Origin of the sequence: Enorma massiliensis phI (assembly GCF_000311845.1) — a bacterium.
GTDB classification, from domain to species: domain Bacteria; phylum Actinomycetota; class Coriobacteriia; order Coriobacteriales; family Coriobacteriaceae; genus Enorma; species Enorma massiliensis.
In genome coordinates this window covers 63,855-84,304 of record NZ_HE978575.1, presented here as the reverse complement: position 1 = coordinate 84,304, position 20,450 = coordinate 63,855, and the positions used below count along the sequence as shown (strand labels likewise).

Here is a 20,450-nt window from a genome sequence, read left to right as displayed (position 1 = left end):
CCCCGGGCCCTCCGGCACGTGCGACCCCTCGCCCGGCAGCATACGCAGCCTGAACTCCCTGATCCGAACGCACGTCGGCTTCCCGCTGTTCGGCGCGAACCGAAGGATCCATCACCCTAGAATCCTGCGGAACAACGGGGGCGACGGACACCGTGCCACGCTCCTCAACATGTGCGGCGGCAGCCTCGGTCGGCGTGCTCACCGATGGGCGATGAGCCTCACCAGCAGCATGGGAAGCCTCAGAACGGGCGGACGCGCCGCCCTCAACCGGCGATGCCACCTGCTCCCCTGCAAATTCGGCGGTTTTTGCCCCCGCCGGCGCGAAAGCCTGCTCCGCCGCAGAGACGGCTGCCCCGGCGGGAGCGGATACCTTATCGGGCTTGGAAGTTCCAGCCGAACCGGAAGCTCCCGCCGCCGCGGAAGCCCCAGCCGACACGGGCGCCCCTGCTGGCATGGTCGCCTTGTCCTCATTCGGCACGGGCGCCTTCGCCACCGCTCCCCGCACGCCGGCAAGCGCAGCCACTCCGCTCGCATCAAGAGGAGCTGCAGGCACACCGGAAGCAATCCGGGACTCAAGGCGGTCAATTCGCTCGGCAAGCGCTTCGAGCGTTAGGTCGGATTCGGGGCGAGCAAGCCGGGTAAGCGCGATTTCGAGCACCAAGCGCGTATCTGCTGCCGTGCGCATCTCGAGCGCAGCGTCGTCAAGCACCGTGAGCGCGCGCGCCAGGCGGTCGGCCGTCCCGAACAGCCCGGCCTCCTCGGCAAGCGCCTCGACGTCCTCCGCCCCATCGAAGAGCTCGGGGCGCGCACCCGCCACGCTTACCATATATATGTCTCGCGTGTGCGCCACGAGGTCGCGCGTGAGCTCCATGAGGTCCTCGCCGGCATCAACTTGCGTGCGCACGAGCCCGAAGAGCGTGGCCACGTCACGCGCCGCGATGGCCCGGCTGAACTCCGAGAGCACCGTGCCCGACACCTCGCCCAGCAGCGCCCGAGCGTCCGATGCATGCACCGAGCCGTTGCCGAATACCGATAGCTGCTCCAGCGTAGACAGTGCATCACGCATGCCGCCGCGGGCGTGCTTCGCCACGATTTCGAGCGCCTCGGCATCGTAGTCGAAGCCCTCCTGTTCGCAGATGTAGGCGAGCCTGCCCACAATGTCCTCGTTGCCGATACGGTGAAAATCGAACCGCTGGCAGCGCGAAAGGATGGTTTCGGGAATCTTTTGAGGATCGGTCGTGCAGAGCACGAACAGCACATGCTCGGGGGGCTCTTCGAGCGTCTTGAGCAGGGCGTTGAACGCCTGCGTGGTGAGCATGTGGACCTCGTCGATGATATAGATCTTGTATGCGCCGCGCACCGGGGCGAAGCTCACCGAGTTGATGATTTCCTCGCGAACGTTATCCACGCCGGTGCGGCTTGCAGCGTCGAGCTCGTAGACATCCGGATGCGTGCCCTCGGCGATGCGCTGGCATTCCTCGCACGAGCCATCCGGCATGCAACCAGAGGCGCCCCCGGCGCGAGCAGCCGCAGCGCGCTCGCAAAGCAGCGCCTTGGCAAGGATGCGCGCCATGGTCGTCTTGCCCGTGCCGCGCGGGCCGCAGAACAGGTACGCGTGGCTCAAGCGGCCCTCTGTGATGGCATGCTCCAACGTCGAAACGATATGTCGCTGTCCCACCACGCTCTCGAACGTCAACGGGCGGTATTTACGATAGAGCGACTCCATGGATTCTCCTTCGTGCAGTACGGTCGACGGCGCCGAGGTGGCCGCTCGCCAACCGGGCAACGGCGTGCCTCCATGATACCCTCCCGCGCGGTCACGCAAGCGCGAGCCTGCCGCCGGGTGAGCAGGCACCTGGAGCGGCCGGCACGGCAGCCCCTCCGGCCTGCCAGGCAACCCCTAAGCCGCCGTCAGCCTTACAAGCCGTGGGACGCCAGCCGGCGGTCGATCTCCTTGAGCGTGACGCGCGCGGCAAAGAGCTGCCGGTACGTTGCGGTCTTCACCTTGTTCTGCGCCTGCAGGTCCTCCATGCGCGCAACCGTGCTCGAGAGCTCCTCGCGCACCTCGGCCGCAAAGGCCTCGTACGCCGCCAAGCGTTCTTGGTCCGTCATGGTCCCTCCCGTCACGCAGCCTTCATAACGGCAGCTATTGTCGCATGGTAAAATGTGCGCCAAGGCATACCGCACTCACATCACAAACGCACCAAGGATGGCCATGCCGCTCTTCTCGCAACATACCCGCCCCCCACGGGGCGCATCGCCGCATAGCGCGGCCCCCCGCCCGGCAATGCCCGGACGCGCCGCTGCAACCCGTCGCGCGCCCGCGCCGCAGCCGGCACCGGGAGCCACGGCGTCCGCGTTGCTCAAGCGCTATCGGCCGATTGAAACCCGTGCCACCGGCGGCTTCGGCAGCGTGGAGGTCTGCCTCGACGCTCGCCTGCAGCGCCGCGTGGCCATCAAGCGCATTCCCCTCGCTGCGCCGTTTGAGGTCGCATCCAACGACGCGCGCGCCGACGCCCTGGCCGAAGCCCGCACCGCGAGCCTCCTGCAGCACCCCAACATCGTCACGGTCATCGACTTCACCTACGACAGCGCTTACGCCTACCTCGTCATGGAGTACGTCGACGGCATGTCACTCGAGGAGTTCCTCGCCACGGTAGACGGCAACTCGCTCACCTACGACGAGTGCGCCTGCATCGCGGATGCCCTCGCACAGGCGCTCTCCTATGCCCACGAAAACGGCGTGTTGCACCTCGACATCAAGCCGGCGAACGTGCTCATCGACCGGAGCGGCCACGTCAAGCTCGCAGACTTTGGCATGGCAACGCTCACGAGCGCCGCCGGCTTCGGCGGGGCGCGGGGCGGCACCATCGGCTACATGCCTCCCGAACAGCTACGCGGCGACGCGGTAGATGAGCGCAGCGACGTGTTCGCGCTCGCCGCCGTGCTCTATGAATCCCTCTGCGCCACGGCGCCGTTCCGCGCGGGCACCCCCGCCGACTCACTCAAGCGCATAGACAAGGGCGTCATCGTGCCCTCGAGCCTCCTGCCGGACATTCCCGAAAACAGCGAAGAAGCCCTGCTCTGCGCCCTCTCGCCCGAACCGTCGGAACGCATGGCGAGCATTGCGGACTTTAGCGACTGGTTCCTCCCTCACCTGGGAGACGCGCGCGAGGGGCGAAAAAGCCTTGCGCGCATGATTGAGAAGCTCACCGCCGACGACGAGGGCGATTCCGGGGAAACCGAAGCCACGGGGCAACGCCGCGTATGGGAGCTCGATCCTGCCGAGGGCTACCTGGGAAGCCGCACCCCGCGGGCGCGGGCGCTTGCCACGAGCGTGATCGGAGGCGTGGGAACGGCAATCTGTTGCGCCCTAATCCTCATAACCCTCGGACTCGACATCCAGGCGAGCGTTCTCGCCGCGATCGCCATCGGCGCCGCCGGCGGCATCGCCCCGCAGATTGGCTCGGCACTGGTAGCCACGGGCTTCCTCATGATGATCATGAGCACCACGAATCTCATTGCCGTCCTGCCCGCAGCCGCCGTGCTCTGCGCGATTTTCATTGGATGGTGGTACACGTGGGGCCGCACGCTCGGAGCGGCCTCGGCAGCGCTCGTGTGCATCATGGCGCTCGGCGCCGCCACGGGCGACCCCCTCGTGCTCGCAGGCCCGGTGGCGGCTTTTGCGGGATATTTCCTGCCCGCAGTGCCCGCCGCCATCAGCTGCTCGCTCGGAGTTGCCCTCAGCCGATGGCTCGACCTCGCGATCGAGAACGGCGGGGTGCTCGAGAGCGCCGCCGCTTTCGCTTCGCTCGCCGATGCGCCCTTCCTCGCGGGGCTCGCGCTCATCGCTGCGACCGCTGCGGCAACGAGCGCCGCTCTCTCCCGACACGCCCGCAACATGCGCGATTCGCGCGGCGGCGGCATGCTCGGCGTTGCCTGCGCGCTCGCGGGAATTATGGTTGTTTTGCTGCTCTGTCTTGCAAACCCTATGGAAATTGCCAGCGTGGACACTGCATCGATTGCCAAGATTCTCGGGGCGGGAGCTCTATCCTCTATAATCATCGGCATGTGTGTATATCTGCTTGGCTATCGCAAGGACATCCCGGAGGGTGATCGATCGTGAACTTCCTGAACATCTTCGAGGACCACGTGGCGGGCATCTTCGGTGCCGCGCGCGCCCCGTTCTCGTTTAAGAAGCTCGCCAAGCAGGCGGCTCGCGAGATGGAAGATCAGACCCTCGTGGTCAACGGCGCCAACACCGCGCCGGCGCTCTACACGATCCTCATCTCTGCCGACGACGATTCACTTATGGCGCCGTTCTACCCGCAGCTCGCACGCGAGGTCACGAGCTTTGTGAAAGCCCAGGCCGACAAGAAGCGCTATGGGTTCGTGGGCGAGCCCCTCGTGCGCTTCATGATCGACCCCGCCCTCAAGCCGGGAAAGTTCTCCGTCTTCGCCGAGAACGTCGATGGCCCCACGCTCGCCCGACTCTATGAGGAGGAGCGCGCCTATCAGAACAGCCTGAGCCAGAACTACGGGCGCTCCGCCGTCAATCGCGCGCAGCAGGCGCCCATGCCGCGCCAGCAGCCCGCTCAGCCGCGCCAGGCCGCTCCCGCGCGCCAGGCCCAACCGCGCCAGGCGGCTGCTCCCGAGGTTCGAAGCGCAGCGCAGCCTATCTCCCTTGCAGGCAACGCCCCCAGCGCAGCAGGCTTGGGCGCCGCTGCCGGTGCGGGCGCTGCAGCAAGCGCTGCGGCGGGTGTCGCAGCGGGCGTCGCCGCGAGCAACATCCCCGATCCGTTCGCGAGCAACGATGCTGCATCCCCCATCCCCGTGCCCAAGACCGTGGGCCGCGAGGCCCTCGCCGGCATGGGCGGCGCAGCAGCAACCGGCGCGTCGCTTGGAATCGGTGCCGTCCCCGCCGTAAGCAACCGCGCTCCCCTGCCCGCGCAGGCGACCGCCCAGCTCGTCGACGTTGTGACGGGAGACGTATACCAGGTGAACGGCCCGGCCTGCATCGTGGGCCGCGAGCGCGCCGTGGCCGATGTGGCCCTGCGCGACCCCAACGTGAGCCGCCGCCACGCTCAGCTCACCTCTACCGGAAACGACTGGTCCATCGAGGACCTCAACTCCACCAACGGCACGTTGGTGAACAACCGTCGCATCACGCGGTGCCCGCTGCGCAACGGCGACCTGCTCACCTTCGGGCTCAGCACCTTCGAATTTAGGAGCTGATGCGAGTGATCGACGTCATCCTCTTCATCGGACGCATCGTTCTGGTCGTCCTGCTCTATATCTTCCTCTTCGCGGTCATGAAGACCGGCGTGGGGCTCGTGCGCGGCCAGCGGCGAGATTCCGCCATCTGGACCATCGACGTCGACAAGGGCCCGCGCGGTATCCGCGGCATTCACGTTGATATGCTCGGCCCCGTGATCGTGGGCCGTTCCCCCAGCTCCGATATCTGCATCAACGAGCCGTTCGTCTCGGCAAGCCACGCCCGCTTCTCCCTGCAGGGCCCGGCGCTCGTGATCGAAGACCTCAACTCGCTTAACGGCACCCTCGTCAACGGGCGCCAGCTGCTTGAGCCCGCGACGCTCCGCGAAGGCGACGAGGTGCAGATCGGCGATGTCGTCATGAAGGTGAACCGTCGATGACGCCCGAGGAGCAGCATAGCGGGAACATCCCCTCCTTCCTTGAGCAGGCCGAGCACGCCCCTCTTGGCGCGCATATGGCGCCGCCCGAGGGGCTCGATGCCACCCGCGCAAACGCTCCCGCGCATACGGATGAACGCACCCGCGCCCATGCCGCAGAACCCGCGCCGGCACCTGCCCACATGGCAGATCACGGCCATGCCGCAAGCGGCGGAGCAGACGATGCGGTTGACCTTGAGTCGAGCACGCTCTTTGGCAACGCCCCCGCGGCGACCGCCGCGGCATCCGTCTCAGAGCCTGCGGATACCCCTTTCGAGGGGCAGCCAACCCCCTTTGCAGAGCAGCCCGCCCCCAACATGAACACGTGCATGCCGAAGAAACAGCCAGCGCAGCTCAGCCGGGCCAGGAGGGCTCGTCGGAGCACGCGCGGCCAGACACTACGGCGGAAATCGATGTCGCGGCCGTAGAGGCACGCCTCGACGACCCAGGCTCGACCCAGAGCTTCGCCCCCATCACGGAGGACCGCATCAACACCGACTCCACCTACGATGCCGGCACGAGCACCTCGCTCATGTGGGGCGCTCGCTCCGACGTGGGCTGCGTACGCACGCATAACGAGGACTCCTACCTGGTGCAGTCGCCGCTCTTCTGCGTGTGCGACGGCATGGGTGGCCACGCCGCCGGCGAGGTTGCCTCGTCGATCGCGGTCGAGACCATCGCGCGCCTGGCCCCGCAGGAAGCCGACCCCACGCGCCTGGCCGCCGCCGTCGAAGCTGCTAATGCCGCCATCATCGAGGCCGCAGCCAACGGTCTGGGAAAGGCGGGCATGGGCTGCACCGCCACCGCAGCGTACATCGAGGGCAACGTCATCGCCATCGCGCACGTTGGCGATTCTCGCGCCTACCTCCTGCACGAGGGAACGCTCATCCGCATCACACATGACCACTCCTATGTTGAGGAGCTCGTCGATGCGGGCGAGATCACGGCGGACGAGGCCCGCGTGCACCCCAACCGGTCGGTCATCACGCGCGCGCTCGGGTCTGACCCGGCGATGTACGCAGACCACTTCCAGCTCAACATCGAGGAGGGCGACCGGCTCATCCTGTGCTCGGACGGCCTCTCGAGCATGATTTCGGATGGCGAGATCGAGACCATCGCCACCCAGTCCCCCACTGCGCAGATTTGCACCGATAACCTTGTTGACGCCGCGCTCAACGCGGGTGGCGCCGACAACGTAACCGTCGTCGTGGTTGATGTGGTAGACGACGGCCGTCTGCGCGACCTCGCCCGCCGCCGCAGGCGCAACCTGCTCATCGCCCTCACGGGCCTCATCGCCGCCATCGTGATCGCGTGCGCGGCGGCCGCCATCGTGATCACCAACTCCGTGTTCCTCGGCGTGCACGACGGCTGCGTGGCCATCTACACCGGAGTGCCCGGATCGTTCATGGGGATCGAACTCTCCCACCTGAACGATGAGACGGGCATCGACATAGACGACCTTCCCGAAGACACGCAGAACCGCCTGCGCGCCGGCATCAGCCAGTCGAGCATGGAGCAGGCGCGTCAAACGGTCTCCGAGTACCGTCAGCAAATCTACGAGGAGCAGACCCGAGCCGTCGAGGACGCCGCCGCCATCCACGGCGACGCCAGCGCCGAGAGCGCAGGCTCGTCGGGCGACGCCGCGCCTTCCGATGATACGGCTGCGGCAGATCCCGCCGCAGACGCCGTAGACCCCGCCGATGCCGAAGGAGGCGAAAGCTAATGGGTAGCCGCCGAAACACCGAGCTCATGCTGCTCATCGGAGCGGCCTTCCCGGTCACGCTCCTCTACGCCCTCTATGTGGTCACCACCGGAGCGGCCCTCTCGTTCACCACGCTCGCCGTACCGATCGGCCTCTTCGCCGCCTTCGCCGCGGCGCATATCGGCGTGCGCATCTTCGCGCCCGGCGCCGACCCGGCCATCCTGCCCATCGTCTTCGTGCTTTCCGGCGTGGGCATCACCTTCGTCACGCGCCTTGCGCCCGATTCGGCCCTCAACCAGCTTGTCTTCCTGTTTGTCTCCATCGTGCTCATGGTGGCGACGCTTGCCGTGGTTAAGAACCTCGACATGGTGAAGCGCTATAAGTACACCCTTGGCCTCATCGGCATCATCCTGCTGCTCTTGCCCATCTTCATCGGCGAGGACCGCTGGGGTTCCAAGCTGTGGATCAACCTGGGCTTTATCACCATCCAGCCCGGCGAGTTCGCCAAGATCTGCATCGTGCTGTTCCTTGCGGGCTACCTCGCCGAGAACCGAGAGCTGCTCTCCATCGCCAACCACAACGTCATGGGCTTCAAGATTCCGCGCCTGCGCTTGCTCGCCCCGTTGTTCGTCGTATGGGGCGTATGCCTCGCCATCGTCGCCTTCGAGCGCGACCTCGGTTCGGCGCTTCTCTTCTACACGCTCTTCCTCATCATGCTCTATGTAGCAACCGGGCGCATATCGTATGTGATCATCGGCATCGTGCTGCTTGGCATCGGCGGATTTGGCATGTACCAGATCATGGCGCACGTGCGCACGCGCTTCGAGATCTGGCTCAATCCGTTCATCGACGCGCAGAACAGCGGCTACCAGCTCGTGCAGTCGCTGTACTCGCTCGCCGACGGCGGGCTCGCGGGCCAGGGCATCGGCCGCGGCATGGCCGATCGCATCCCCGTCGTGGAATCCGACTTCATCTTCTCTGCCATCGGCGAGGAGTGCGGCCTGCTCGGTGGCGCGGCGGTTCTTCTGCTTTTCATGCTGTTCGCGGTACGCGGCCTCACCACCGCTGCGCGCGCCAAGAGCGACCTCGCCGCCTTCAGCGCCACCGGCCTCACTGCGGCCATCAGCTTCCAGGCGTTCCTCATCGTGGGCGGCGTCACCCGCCTCATCCCGCTCACCGGCGTCACCCTGCCCTTCATGAGCCAGGGCGGTTCATCGCTTTTGGCGAGCTTCATCATCGTGGCGCTGCTGATGCGAGCGGGCGACGAGGCGACCGGCCGCGAGACGGAGCTCACCGGCACGGGCATCATGACCGCGCTCGGTGCCGACACGACCCCCGCACGTGGCGGCTCCCCGGCGTTGAGCAGCGTGGGCACGCGCATCTTCGGCGGGCGCAGCGCCACCGGCAAGCCGCTGGGCGGCTCGGGCTCCATCGGCGGATCGCACGCGCGCCCTGGCTCCCGCATGCGCCGGCGCCTCCTCGACACGCCTGAATCCGGCGTGCTCGGGCGCGTGGCTCTCGCCAAACGCCTCACCCGCACGGTTTTCTTCTTCACGGCGCTCTTTGCGGTACTCATCGGCAACCTTACCTACATCCAGGTCATCATGGCCGATACCTACAAGAGCATGCCGGGCAACAACCACACCATCGCCCGGCAGGCCTACGTGCAGCGCGGGTCCATCATCACCTCGGACGGCGTGACGCTTGCCGAGTCGATCCAGCAGGAAGACGGCACCTACGTGCGCTCCTACCCCAACGGAAACCTCGCGGCGCACACCGTGGGCTACTACTCCACGCGCTACGGCAGCTCGGGCGTGGAGAACTCCATGAACGATACGCTCACCGGCTCGGTCGACTATTCGAGCTGGGAGAATGCCCTGCTCTCCCTTGCGGGGGTCTCCCAGCCCGGCAACTCGGTCATGCTGACCATCGACTCGCGCATCCAACGAGCAGCCGAGCAGGCACTCGACGGGCTCTCGGGCTCGATCGTCGTGCTTGACCCGCGCACCGGCGCCGTGCTCGCCAAGGCAAGTGCGCCGACCTTCGACAACACCGATATCGCAAGCGTGCGCGAGAGCGGCAGCGAAGGCAGCGGCGAATACGACCGCGCCACGCAGGCCCTCTACACGCCCGGCTCGACCTTCAAGGTGGTCACGCTCTCTGCGGCGCTCGAGAGTGGTCAGGCCACCCTCGACACCACCTACGACGCGCCCTCCGAGATCGAGATTGGCGGAGCGTCCATCACGAACATGCACGGCAGCTCGTACGGCAGCATCAGCCTGCGCCGCGCCTTCGCATACTCGGCGAACACCGCGTTTGCCCAGCTCGCTAACGACCTCGGCGCCGACACGCTCGTGCAGTACGCGCGCGCTTTCGGCTACGGGCAGTCGCTCGGCCAGGACTTCACAACCACCGCTTCCATCATGCCCGATCCAAGCGAGATGACCGAGTGGGAGCTTGGCTGGGCGGGCGCCGGCCAGCCCGTGGGCCAGGGACACACCCCCGGCCCGCAGACGACCTGCATGCAGAACGCGGTGATCGCCGCCGCCATCGCCAACGACGGCATCGTCATGAACCCGTATGTGGTCTCGCAGGTGCTTTCGCCCGAGGGCACGGTCGTGAGCACCACTCAGCCCCGCTCGCTGGGCCAGGCGGTGAGCTCCACCACGGCATCGCAGGTCAAGGAGGCCATGCTCGAGGTCGTTGAGAACGGCACCGGCTCCGCCGTCCAGGTTTCGGGTGTGCAGGTGGCCGGCAAGACCGGCACCGCCGAAGTCTCGAACAGCAACGTGAACTCGACGTTCATCGGCTTCGCACCGTACGACACCCCGACGGTGGCCATCGCCGTCGTGGTGGAGAACTACAACGAAAACGGCGTCTCGGCCGCCTCGGTCGCCGGCGAGGTCCTCGCCGCTGCGCTCGCGGCGCAAGGGTAAGGGGTGGCCATGGATGCACGAGAACGAGAGGCCGAACGCGGGGGACCCGCCGCGAGCTAAGGTGCTTGAGCCGAGGCGCTCGCACAGGCCCGGCTCGCAGGGAACCCACGTAAGCACGCCCTTCTAGGTAATAATCGCCCGCGTGAGCGGCGTACGTAGATGTGATAGGAGCAAGAAATGCAGCAGCAGGTACTCGGGGGAAGGTACCTCCTCAAGGATAAAGTCGGAACGGGCGGCATGGCCACCGTCTACCGCGCACAAGACCAAGTGCTGAACCGCACGGTCGCAGTGAAGATCATGCTGCCCCAGTATGCGGGCGACGCGACCTTTGCCGCCCGCTTCAAGCAGGAGGCGCAGGCGGCGGCCGGCCTCTCGAGCCCGTACATCGTGGGCGTCTACGATTGGGGCAAAGACGGCGACACCTATTACATCGTTATGGAGTACCTGCGCGGCACCGACCTCAAGAGCGGCATCCGCAGCCACGGCGCGCTCGACCCCAAGAAGGTCGCCCAGATTGGCTCGCAGATCTGCGCCGCGCTCTCCGTGGCCCATAAGCACGAGATCATCCACCGCGACATCAAGCCGCAGAACATCATGGTGCTGCCCGACGGCAACATCAAGGTGATGGACTTCGGCATCGCCCGCGCCAAGAACAGCCACCTCACGCAAGATAACAACGTGCTCGGCACCGCACACTATGTCTCGCCCGAGCAGACGCGCGGCCAAGAGCTTGGGCCCACGAGCGACATCTATTCGCTCGGCGTGGTCATGTACGAGTGCGCCACGGGCCAGGTGCCCTTCGATGGCGACGACGCGATCTCTGTTGCTCTGAAGCAGGTTAACGAGCTACCCGTTCCCCCGTCGCAGCTCAACCCCAACCTCGACGCCGACCTTGAGCGCATCATCCTGCGCTGCATGGAGAAGGACCCCGCCAACCGCTTCCAGACGGCCGACGAGCTGCGCCAGACCCTGAATGCGTACCTCGCGGGGCGCCAGGTGGATGTCCCCGAGCCCACGCGCGTGATCGGCGCGGTACCCGCGGGCGGCGCCGGCGCTACCGAGACGCGCGTGATGAGCGACCAGACGCAGGCCATGGCGCGCCCGGCGGGCATCGGCAACACCGCGGTGCGCAGCGGGTCCGGCATGAGCTCGAGCGCCTCGGGCGGTGCCGACCCATACGGCGGAAAGAAAAAGGGCGGCAAGGGCAAGATCGTTGCCGGCGTGGTGGCCGCGCTCGCGATCATCGGCGTCATCGCCTTCGCTGCCTTCAGCGCCCTCAACAGCGGAGCGAAGACGGTCACCGTGCCCAACGTCTTGGGCTACACGCAGGAGGGGGCAACCGAGGAACTTCGGTCGCTTAACCTTGGCGTTAAAACCTCGTCCGGATATAGCGATGAGTACGAAGAGGGCGAGGTCATGAGCCAGACCCCGAGCGGCGGCCTTCAGGTCGAAGAGGGCTATGAGGTTGAGATTCAAATCTCGCGTGGCCCCGAACCGATAAAGACCACTACGGTACCCGATCTAAAGGGCAAGACGCGCGAAGAGGCAGAAAAGCTTCTTGAAGAGGCCGGCTTGGTGGGAGTTGCCTCCGAGGCGTCCAACGACGCTGAAGAGGGCACCGTCTTCGAGCAGAGCCCCGCTGAGGGCGAAGAGGTCGAGGAGGGTTCGACGGTCACCTACACCGTTTCCACCGGCCCCGGCACCGTGAGCATCCCCAATGTGGTTGGCGACGGCGAGAACAGCGCCGCCGGAGCGCTCGAGGATGCGGGCTTCTCGGTGTCTCGCGAATACGAGTACAGCAGCCGCGTCGGTGCCGGCGTAGTCATAAGCCAGAGCCTCACCGGCTCTGCCATGCCTGGCACCACCATCACCATCACCATCTCGCGTGGACCGGAGCCCGACACCAGCACCCCCGATACCCCCGCGACCTCGCCCGATTCTCCAACGACAGGAGAGGACGAGGAGGAGTCGGCTGGCGCCGCCTAACAGCTGCGCGCATGCGCTACATATGCCGGAAGGGGACGAGCAGGCTCGTCCCCTTTTTTGTGCGTGTGGGGCGCTAAAGCCACCGCGCGCATGCGCACCCGCCTCTCACCCTCCGCTCCCGCGCATCCGACCTCCCGCGTGCCCGCCCACTCGCCCGCCCCTCCGGCCCGTCCTTTCCACTCGCCCGCGCACCCGCGCGCGCTCAGTTCTAGCCTGCGCATTTGTATAGATTTATTGCCGTCCTGCATACCGGGGCGGCGCATGCGATAATGACCGCCGCCCAAGGTCAAGCGTGCACACGCCCCTGAGGCCGCTCCAACCACCAAGCTTCTATACCCCTGTTCCAGCAAAGGAGGCCACCATGACCACCGCGCCCGGATCGCTCAGCGATCGTGCCCTCGAACTCGCACGGCTCACCCTCGTTCGCCGCATCATCACCGCTGGTGCCGTCGTGGCATCCGCACTGCTGCAGGCCTTTCTCATCCAGGCATTCGTGAACCCTGCAAACCTGCTCCCCAGCGGCTTCACCGGCATCGCGGTGCTCATCGACCGCATCACGGCGCTCTTCGGCGTGCGCATCTCCACCGACCTCGGCATGCTCGCGCTCAACATCCCACTCGCCTTCATCTGCTGGAACCGCATCTCCAAGCGCTTCGTCTTCTTCTCCATGATGCAGGTCGCGCTTTCCGCTGCGTTCCTGCGCATCTTTGATTTTCAGCCGTTGCTCGACGATCAGATCATGCTCGTCGTCTTCGGAGGCTTTATCTCGGGGCTTTCTATCGCCATCGCGCTCAAAGCGGGCGCATCGACAGGCGGTACGGACTTCATCTCGCTGCTCGTGGCAAACCGCACCGGCAAGACCATCTGGGGCTTCATCTTTGCCAGCAACTGCGCCCTGCTCGTAGTGTTCGGCGCGCTCTTTGGCTGGGAGCATGCGGCGTACTCCATCGTGTTCCAGTTCATCGCAACCAAGACTATCGACAGCTTCTACCACCGTTACGACCGCGTGACGCTGCAGATCACCACGCGGCACGCCGACGCCGTGATGGACGCATACATCGCGAGCTTCCAACACGGCATCAGCTGCGCCGAGGTAATCGGCGGCTACAGCAGGCAGCGCATGTACCTGCTGCACACCGTTGTCTCGACGTACGAATCCGAGGACATCGTCCGCCTCGTGCGCGAGGTAGACCCCGGCGCCGTCATCAACGTGTTCCGCACGGACAACTTCGTCGGTGGCTGGTGGGGCGGCCACGTGGACGAACCCGTGCCCACCGCTGTGCCCGACCCTGCCAAGCTCCGGGCCCGCGAGGCGGCACGGCGCTCCCGCCAGGGACTCATGCAGGACGACGGGCGGTAGCAGGGCCAAAAGGGCACTGTTGTTCTGCTCGAGGGCCTACCTCTCCCGTCGCCAAGCGGCCGAATAAGATAAAACGTGCGTCCGATGCTCCCGTCAGCGCATCGCTTTGTATAGGGTTATAGGACCTACTTTATGCGACGGTGAAAAACCAGTTATTTCGCAATACTTTTGATCAGGTTATCTACCAGCAGTTTTATACTGTTCTTGCAGGTAGAAAGCCTGAGCTCGGTACTCAAAACTCCGGCGTTTTAACCGTTTTTCCCATTGACCCAAAAGTAGCAAGCTCAGGCATGAATACAATTGCCGCAAGAATGCATATTCAGCGATGACTTCCGCGCTTCGCGGGCGCCGACCGCGCCGGAAGTGCGCAGCGATTGTCGCAGCTGCCGCAGCCGCAAAGCATAACTGCGGTACGCCGCGCGCCCTCGCTAGTCGTCATCCCCGCTGGGTCCCAACTGCTCCAGCACACGGAGTGCCGCGGCGACGGGCCCCGCCGGATCGTTGGCGTCGAGCCCCCGCCCCACACCGGTCCCGGCGCCCGCACCAGCCTTATACGGAACCGAAAGCTTGCGGCTCTTGGGAAAGTTCACCGCACCCAATCGATCGCGCAAGTCGAAGGCGACCGCCTTTGGCACATCAACCCCCTGGTACACAAGCCGTCCAGCCGAAAGTGCGATACTCTCAAGCCCCAGGCGCTCCGCACGGATGCGCAGGCGCGCCCGATCGAAGAGGTTCCGCGCCGCAAGCGGCAGCTCGCCATAGCGATCTTCGCACTCCCGCTGCGCCTCGTCCACCGCGGCAAGCGTATCGGCCGCGGCGACCTTGCGGTATACGAGCACGCGCCGATCGACCTCGGGTAGGTACTCCTCGTCCAAATAGTAATCTGCCGGCAGGTTGATAGCCACGCTCGCCACCTCGACCTCGCCCGAAGTCTCGCCGCGCGCTTCCGCCACGGCCTGCCCGAGCATCTGCGTGAACAGGTCGAAGCCCACGCTCGACAGGTTGCCGTGCTGCTCCGCGCCCACAAGCGAACCCGCGCCGCGAATCTCCAGATCGCGCATGGCGATGCGCATGCCGCTTCCGAGCTCTTGGAACTCGCTCAGCGCCGTCAAGCGCTCCGTGGCCTCTTGGGTGAGTGGAAGCTCGCCAGGGAACATGAAGTAGGCGTAGGCCTGCGTGGCGCTGCGGCCCACGCGCCCCTTGAGCTGATAGAGCTGCGCGAGGCCCAGGCGCTGCGAGTCCTCGATGATCAGCGTGTTCGTACGGGGGTTGTCGATACCGCTCTCGATGATGGTCGTCGCCACCAGCACATCGATGCGCCCCATCGAGAAGTCGATCATCACGTCTTCAACCTCGCGCGGGCTCATCTTGCCGTGCGCCACGCCCACACGCGCCTCGGGCACGGCCTCGTGCACACGGTCAACCGCATCGTCGATGGTCTTCACGCGGTTGCTCACGTAGTACACCTGCCCCTTGCGCCCGAGCTCTAACCGGATGGCCGCGCTCACCACGTCCGGGTCGTACTCGCCCACATGCACGATGACCGGCCGGCGCCCGGTGGGCGGCGTCGTGATAAGGCTCATGTCGCGCACACCGCTGATCGCCATCTGCATGGTGCGCGGAATGGGCGTGGCCGAGAGCGTGAGCACGTCAATCTGCTCGCGCAGGTTCTTGAGCTGCTCTTTGTGCTGCACGCCAAAGCGCTGTTCCTCGTCGATGATGACGAGGCCGAGGTTCGCCGGGTTTACATCGCTCGATAGCAGGCGGTGCGTGCCCACGAGCACGTCGAGCTTGCCTTCAGCAAAGGCCGCGAGCGCGCGCTTCTGCTGCCCGGGCGTGCGGAAACGACTGAGGACCTCAACCTCCACGCCAAACGGGGCGAAGCGCTCGAAGAAGGTTTGGTAGTGCTGCTGGGCCAGAATCGTCGTTGGGCAGAGCACCATGACCTGCCGGCCGCTGTCCACGCATTTGAACGCCGCGCGCAAAGCGACCTCGGTCTTTCCGAAGCCCACGTCGCCGCAGAGCAGCCGATCCATGGGCTTGGGCGCCTCCATATCCGCCTTGATGTCGGAGATGGCATCGAGCTGGTCGTGCGTGGGCTCGTACGGGAAGCTCGCCTCCATCTCGAGCTGCTCGGGCGTGTCTGGCGGACAGGCCACGCCCGTGATCGAGCTGCGACGCGTATACAGGTCCACGAGGTCAAAGGCGAGCTTCTTCGCCGACTTGCGCGCCTTTTTGGTTGCCCGGCTCCAGTCGGCGGTGTTGAGCCGCGTGAGCCTGGGGTTCTGACCGTCTGGCCCAACGTAACGGCTGATGCGGTCGACCTGCTCAAGCGGCACGTAAAGCTTATCGCCGTCGGCGTATTCCAAGAGGAAGTAGTCGCGCTCCTTGCCGGCAACCTCTTGGCGCACGATGGATTCGAAGTGAGCGATGCCATGCGTGGCATGGACGACATAATCGCCCGGCTTGAAGGGGAAGGTGACCTCCGTAACGTCAACGCGCCGCGCCGTACGGCGGCCCCGGCGCGCGTCCATGCGAGCGTTGAGGTCGCTTATCGAGAACACCGCGAGATGCGCCTCGGGCACTACCACGCCAGAAGGAAGCGGCAGGTCGATGAAGGTCACACGACCGCGCGTAAGCGTGGGAACGGCCACGCCACTCCCACGTGACCCGTCGGAGCTGGTTTTTGACCGCTGAACACCGGGTGTCTGCGATTCATTTGTGCCTGGGAGGGCGGAGTGCCCCCGCCCTCCGCCATTCTCCGAACGCTCGATGCGCTTGAGGTTGAGACGGTCGGCCACGCGCACAGAGATGGCGGGGCTCACCGCCCCTTCGTTCTCGGGGGCCGTCTGCAGCGACTCCTCGAAGGGAATGCCCTCATCGGTGAACGAGAGCTCGAGCGACTCGCGCGCGCCGCGATCCGGAGCGGCAAACACGCACGCGAAGCGATTCGCCGTGACCTCCTGAATGCGCGAGATGAACCGCGTGTCCGACCCAGCGATCGCAGGCTGCTCGATCTTGAGCTCGGCCGTAACCGCGCCGCCCGCGCGGATGATGGAAACGTAGTTCAAACGTTGCTGCCTGCCAAAATCGAGCTGCTGTGGACGCACGTAGAGCCCGTCGAGATGGCTCACCCCCGCTTCTCCGGCGCGCCGCTCAAGCTCCTCATAGGCGCGCGTACAATCGTCGAACAGGGAACGCGGCTCGGAAAGCACCACGAGCGCGTCTGGGCTCATGTGCGCGAGCGGGCTCGCGGTTCCCTCGTACATGATGGGCAGGAAGCGATCAAGCTCCGGCGTTACCACCCGCGCGTCAACGAGTTCGAGAAGCGCCGCGATCGCGGTGTCGTCGCGTGAAGCCTGATACAACGCGACATGCATGCGATGCGCCGCGTCGTCGGTAAGCGCAAGTTCCCTACAGGGGAAAACCTCGACCTGCTGCTCGTCGCCGATGGTCTGGCCCGTCGAGGTGACCATCCTGCGAATACGATCGATCTCATCGCCGAAGAACTCGATGCGCACCGCCTCCCGCGCCTGCGCAGGAAAGATATCTACGCTGTCGCCGTGAACGCGGAAAAGCCCCGGCACATCGGCCGCGTCGGACGCGGTGTACCCCATGCCCACAAGCACGCGCGGCACATCTTCGAACGGTCGCTCCTCGCCCACGGCAAACGTGGTCGAGGCCCAGTACCGGCTTTCGGCCGGCGGGACGCAGCGCAAAAGAGCGCGCGCGGAAGCAACCATGATGCACGCCTCGCCCCGCGCGATGCGACCAAGCGCAGCGCATCGGGCCGCCACGATCGCGTCGTCGGGCTGCTTGTCCTGCCAGGGATAATCGGTGCGCTCCGGAAACCGCGCCACATGCTCGAGCCCCACGTAGGCAGCGAGCGCCCGGGCGGCGCGGTCGGCGGCCTCCTCACCAGAAACGATATAGACCACAGGCCGTGGCCGACGAGCGAATTGGGCGGCGAGCATGAGTACTCGGCCGGACTGCGAGACGGCGAGCGTGGCGTCCTTTCCCGCATCGAGCGCGGCCTCGATCACTTGCGGCGCCTCGGCGGTATAGAGCTGTGCGGCAATGCGATGGATGAGCATAGAGCTCCTAACTGCAACGCATGCGAGCGGCTTCGCAACCCCTCGACATGCAAAACGGCACGTACGCGACACATTGCGCACGCGCGTCGGATCATACGTTCAGCGACAAGGCCCGCTTCAGGCCCTACAGCATGCTCATAGTATAAATTGCCGCAAAAAAGCGCGCTCGCGTCACGCATGCCGTCACGGGTGCTCCAAAGGAGCTTGAGTGCTCGCCGCGCTGGGCCTGCCGCGCTGGGCCCAGCGCTCATCTACGCTCATCCACCAAGCCGCTAAGCTAGCCCTAGCCCTGCTTCAGCGCTATGGTGCCCAACGGCTCCCTCACCTCACGAGCCGATATGCATTTGCCATCTGCGCTCCGCTCTCGGCATAGCGCGGAACGCTCTCTATGAAGCCCTCCCGCCTCAAGCGCAGTATTGCCCTGTCGACCGAGCGAACGGAGCATCCGAGTGCTTTGGCAAGCTCCTGCTTGGTAAACAGGCTCGACCCACCATGCTCGCTATCTCGCGCAACGAGGTCATAGACGCGCTCCCACACGAACGCGTGCCGATTGCCCTTCCGTGCGGCCACACCATCAAGAGAAACCATCGAATCTCTCGCAATCCTCGCATACTCATCCAGAAAAAAGGCGCACGGCCATCACTGCATGCAATGACCGTGCGCCCGGCAGCTCCCTCATCGGAGCGTGGCGTGTTCGAATTACCGCAGATTAACGGCGCTTCTTGCCCAGGATCGCGCCAATGCCTGCAAGGCCCGCACCCGCGGCACCCGTCGCTGCAACGGCAATGCCTGCAAGGTCACTCGTCTGGGGCATGGTCTCGCCAGCTGCTGTCGGAGTTTCGGTCGACGTGGTATCGTCCACGCCATCATCCGTGGTGCCCTCGCCCGGTTGCTCGGCATTCTGCTGCCACTTGGCGTAGAGCGTCATGTCGGCAGTGACCGGAGTGGAGAAGTCGAACTCCTGCGTGAGCTGGGTATCCGTATACCAACCCAGGAACGTCCAGCCCTCGCACACCGGATCCGCCGGACGGGCAACGGTCTCGCCATCGGCAACCTCAACGACCTGGTTCTTGGTGCTCTCCAGGCAATCATCGAAGGTCACCTTGTGGGTCTGGGTAGCCGGCGTCTTCTCATAGTGAGCGATGTAGGTGAGCTCGGTCACATCATCGGGCACGGAAACGACCACCTGGCCGAGAAGCTCGGGCGAGTAGACGCTGCCGCCCTCCTCAGCCCAACCGAGGAAGGTGTAGCCGTCGAGCTCAGGAGCATCGATGGGGCCAGACCAGTCGGACGTACCGTTCAGAACGGCGCCGTCGCCCAGATAGGTGCCGAACTCATCGTAGAAATGCACAGTAACGTAGCGTGCATCCTCGGGCACCTGCTCCCACTGAGCGTAGAGGTTGACCTCGGTCACGCTCTCGTCGGCGGCGTAGACCAGGTTGTCGAGCTGGGCGTCGGTGTAGACCGCGTCGTCGCCCTCGAACTTCCAGCCGAGGAAGGTGTAGCCGTCCTTCTCGGGGCTCACGACGCCGCTCCACTGGGAGGTGCCGTTGAAGACGGAGCCGGTGCCCAGAAGCTCGTCGCCGTCGTAGTAGTTGACCTTGATCTCGCGCTGCTCGGGAGTAGCCTCTTCCCAAATCGCCTTGAACGTGAGCTCCGTGGTGCCCTCATCGGCGGCGATAACCAGGCTCTCCAGATCGGTCACGATGTCGGACGCACCCTCCTGCTGCCATCCGACGAAGATGTAGCCGTCCTTCTCGGGGTTGGTCAGAACGCCAGACCAGTTGGAGGTCCCGTTCTGCACCACGACCTCGCGGATGAGAGTGCCATCGGTGTCAACAAGGCGCACCTTGATGTACTCATTCACGGGGTCCTCGGGATCAACGGGCTCCTCGGGGTCCTCGGCTGGAACACCGGTTACCGTGCAGCTTTCCGTGAAGATGTAGCTAGCGAGCTGATCGCTGCCAAACTCATGGACGTTGCCCTGGGAATCGGTCCAAGACCAAGTGTAGTTCTCGGGAAGGCCAAGACCGGCCGCGTCGATGTTGCCATTCTCGTCTGCGACAGTGGCAACAGAGGTGCTGTCGTATTGGAAGGTGACGTTAATCTGCTCAGCAGGCTCCTCGGGCTCGCCCTGGCCAACGTAGTTCCACTTGGTCTGGAACGTCACGTCCTCCCAGATAACCATCGCTGTAAGGTCACTCGCGGAGTATACCACACCGGTCTCCGTGTCCTCCCAGCCAACGAACTCCCAATCCTCGTAGCTCGGAACAGTCGGGATCTTATCCGAGTCGACCTTCTCATTCCCATCCGTCGTGTAATTGGGGAAATCCACCGGGGTGCCCGTCTCCGGGTCGGTGATGCGGAAACCAACGAAGTGCCCCTGCGCCTGCGTTGCAGCCGCACCGTTGTTGCTCTGAGCAAAGGCCGTGGCCATCGGGCCCACTACAGGGCTCAAGGCCAGCACAGCCCCCAGGCCTGCTGTGATTGCGATGTGTTTGCCGTTGAACTTCATGCTGCCATTCCTCCTTGTTCGCTGCTAAAAAGGCAGACTTTTTTGGAGGGTGGGCATATAGTGGGCTAAGCACAACCTGGAACGGTGTATGGGAATTCGGAAATAGGGGCCTAGCGGCGGAGACGCCGAAGACCATTCGGAAGACTGCACAGCTTCCGTCGGGTGGT

Annotated in this window: 12 protein-coding genes; 7 read left to right on the top strand and 5 right to left on the bottom strand. The window is 65.1% G+C overall.

Annotated features, from left to right (window positions below; translation table 11 throughout):
• Both dnaX and HGEM_RS07095 read right to left on the bottom strand, forming a co-directional pair.
• A partial coding sequence (gene dnaX / locus HGEM_RS07100; protein ID WP_019128735.1) for a DNA polymerase III subunit gamma/tau occupies positions 1-1,726 on the bottom strand: 1,726 nt, incomplete at its 3' end.
• 191 nt (positions 1,727-1,917) lie between these two features.
• On the bottom strand, positions 1,918-2,112 hold the full coding sequence (locus HGEM_RS07095) for a hypothetical protein (RefSeq protein WP_019128734.1): 195 nt from the start codon (positions 2,110-2,112) through the stop codon (positions 1,918-1,920).
• Positions 2,113-2,359: 247 nt separating this feature from the next.
• Between HGEM_RS07095 and HGEM_RS09780 the strand changes: the two genes are divergently transcribed.
• From HGEM_RS09780 to HGEM_RS07060, 7 genes are all read left to right on the top strand, one after another.
• The gene (locus HGEM_RS09780; protein WP_019128733.1) at positions 2,360-4,126 is read left to right on the top strand and encodes a serine/threonine-protein kinase; all 1,767 of its coding nucleotides are present in this window, start codon (positions 2,360-2,362) and stop codon (positions 4,124-4,126) included.
• Positions 4,123-5,235, top strand: coding sequence for a DUF3662 and FHA domain-containing protein (locus HGEM_RS07085; protein ID WP_019128732.1), 1,113 nt, complete (start codon positions 4,123-4,125; stop codon positions 5,233-5,235). Before HGEM_RS09780 ends, HGEM_RS07085 begins: the two co-directional genes overlap by 4 nt.
• 5 nt (positions 5,236-5,240) lie before the next feature.
• On the top strand, positions 5,241-5,654 hold the full coding sequence (locus tag HGEM_RS07080) for an FHA domain-containing protein (protein WP_019128731.1): 414 nt from the start codon (positions 5,241-5,243) through the stop codon (positions 5,652-5,654).
• Positions 5,655-6,015: 361 nt separating this feature from the next.
• Positions 6,016-7,413, top strand: a complete 1,398-nt coding sequence (locus HGEM_RS07075; RefSeq protein WP_019128730.1) for a Stp1/IreP family PP2C-type Ser/Thr phosphatase — start codon at positions 6,016-6,018, stop codon at positions 7,411-7,413.
• A complete protein-coding gene (locus tag HGEM_RS07070; RefSeq protein ID WP_019128729.1) occupies positions 7,413-10,328 on the top strand; it encodes an FtsW/RodA/SpoVE family cell cycle protein in 2,916 nt (971 codons plus the stop codon). The genes HGEM_RS07075 and HGEM_RS07070 overlap by 1 nt, the downstream gene beginning before the upstream one ends.
• A gap of 177 nt (positions 10,329-10,505) precedes the next feature.
• A complete protein-coding gene (gene pknB, locus HGEM_RS07065; RefSeq protein WP_019128728.1) occupies positions 10,506-12,314 on the top strand; it encodes a Stk1 family PASTA domain-containing Ser/Thr kinase in 1,809 nt (602 codons plus the stop codon).
• A 361-nt stretch (positions 12,315-12,675) separates the two neighbouring features.
• Positions 12,676-13,674: a YitT family protein gene (locus HGEM_RS07060; RefSeq protein WP_019128727.1), complete on the top strand. Its 999-nt coding sequence runs from the start codon at positions 12,676-12,678 to the stop codon at positions 13,672-13,674.
• A gap of 428 nt (positions 13,675-14,102) precedes the next feature.
• Here HGEM_RS07060 and mfd read toward each other — a convergent pair whose 3' ends face one another.
• The 3 genes from mfd to HGEM_RS07045 all read right to left on the bottom strand — a co-directional run bounded on the left by mfd (position 14,103) and on the right by HGEM_RS07045 (position 20,283).
• Positions 14,103-17,768, bottom strand: coding sequence for a transcription-repair coupling factor (gene mfd, locus HGEM_RS07055; RefSeq protein ID WP_019128726.1), 3,666 nt, complete (start codon positions 17,766-17,768; stop codon positions 14,103-14,105).
• A 321-nt stretch (positions 17,769-18,089) separates the two neighbouring features.
• Positions 18,090-18,356, bottom strand: coding sequence for a helix-turn-helix domain-containing protein (locus tag HGEM_RS07050; protein ID WP_019128725.1), 267 nt, complete (start codon positions 18,354-18,356; stop codon positions 18,090-18,092).
• Between the two features lie 121 nt (positions 18,357-18,477).
• Positions 18,478-20,283: an InlB B-repeat-containing protein gene (locus tag HGEM_RS07045; RefSeq protein WP_019128724.1), complete on the bottom strand. Its 1,806-nt coding sequence runs from the start codon at positions 20,281-20,283 to the stop codon at positions 18,478-18,480.
• Positions 20,284-20,450: the final 167 nt, after the last annotated feature.

What these genes read in the sequence shown, in the direction of transcription:
- HGEM_RS07045 (WP_019128724.1), bottom strand. Translation starts at nt 20,283, where the DNA reads ATGAAGTTCAACGGCAAACACATCGCAATCACAGCAGGCCTGGGGGCT.
- HGEM_RS07050 (WP_019128725.1), bottom strand. Translation starts at nt 18,356, where the DNA reads ATGGTTTCTCTTGATGGTGTGGCCGCACGGAAGGGCAATCGGCACGCG.
- HGEM_RS07060 (WP_019128727.1), top strand. Translation starts at nt 12,676, where the DNA reads ATGACCACCGCGCCCGGATCGCTCAGCGATCGTGCCCTCGAACTCGCA.
- HGEM_RS07070 (WP_019128729.1), top strand. Translation starts at nt 7,413, where the DNA reads ATGGGTAGCCGCCGAAACACCGAGCTCATGCTGCTCATCGGAGCGGCC.
- HGEM_RS07095 (WP_019128734.1), bottom strand. Translation starts at nt 2,112, where the DNA reads ATGACGGACCAAGAACGCTTGGCGGCGTACGAGGCCTTTGCGGCCGAG.
- mfd (WP_019128726.1), bottom strand. Translation starts at nt 17,768, where the DNA reads ATGCTCATCCATCGCATTGCCGCACAGCTCTATACCGCCGAGGCGCCG.
- pknB (WP_019128728.1), top strand. Translation starts at nt 10,506, where the DNA reads ATGCAGCAGCAGGTACTCGGGGGAAGGTACCTCCTCAAGGATAAAGTC.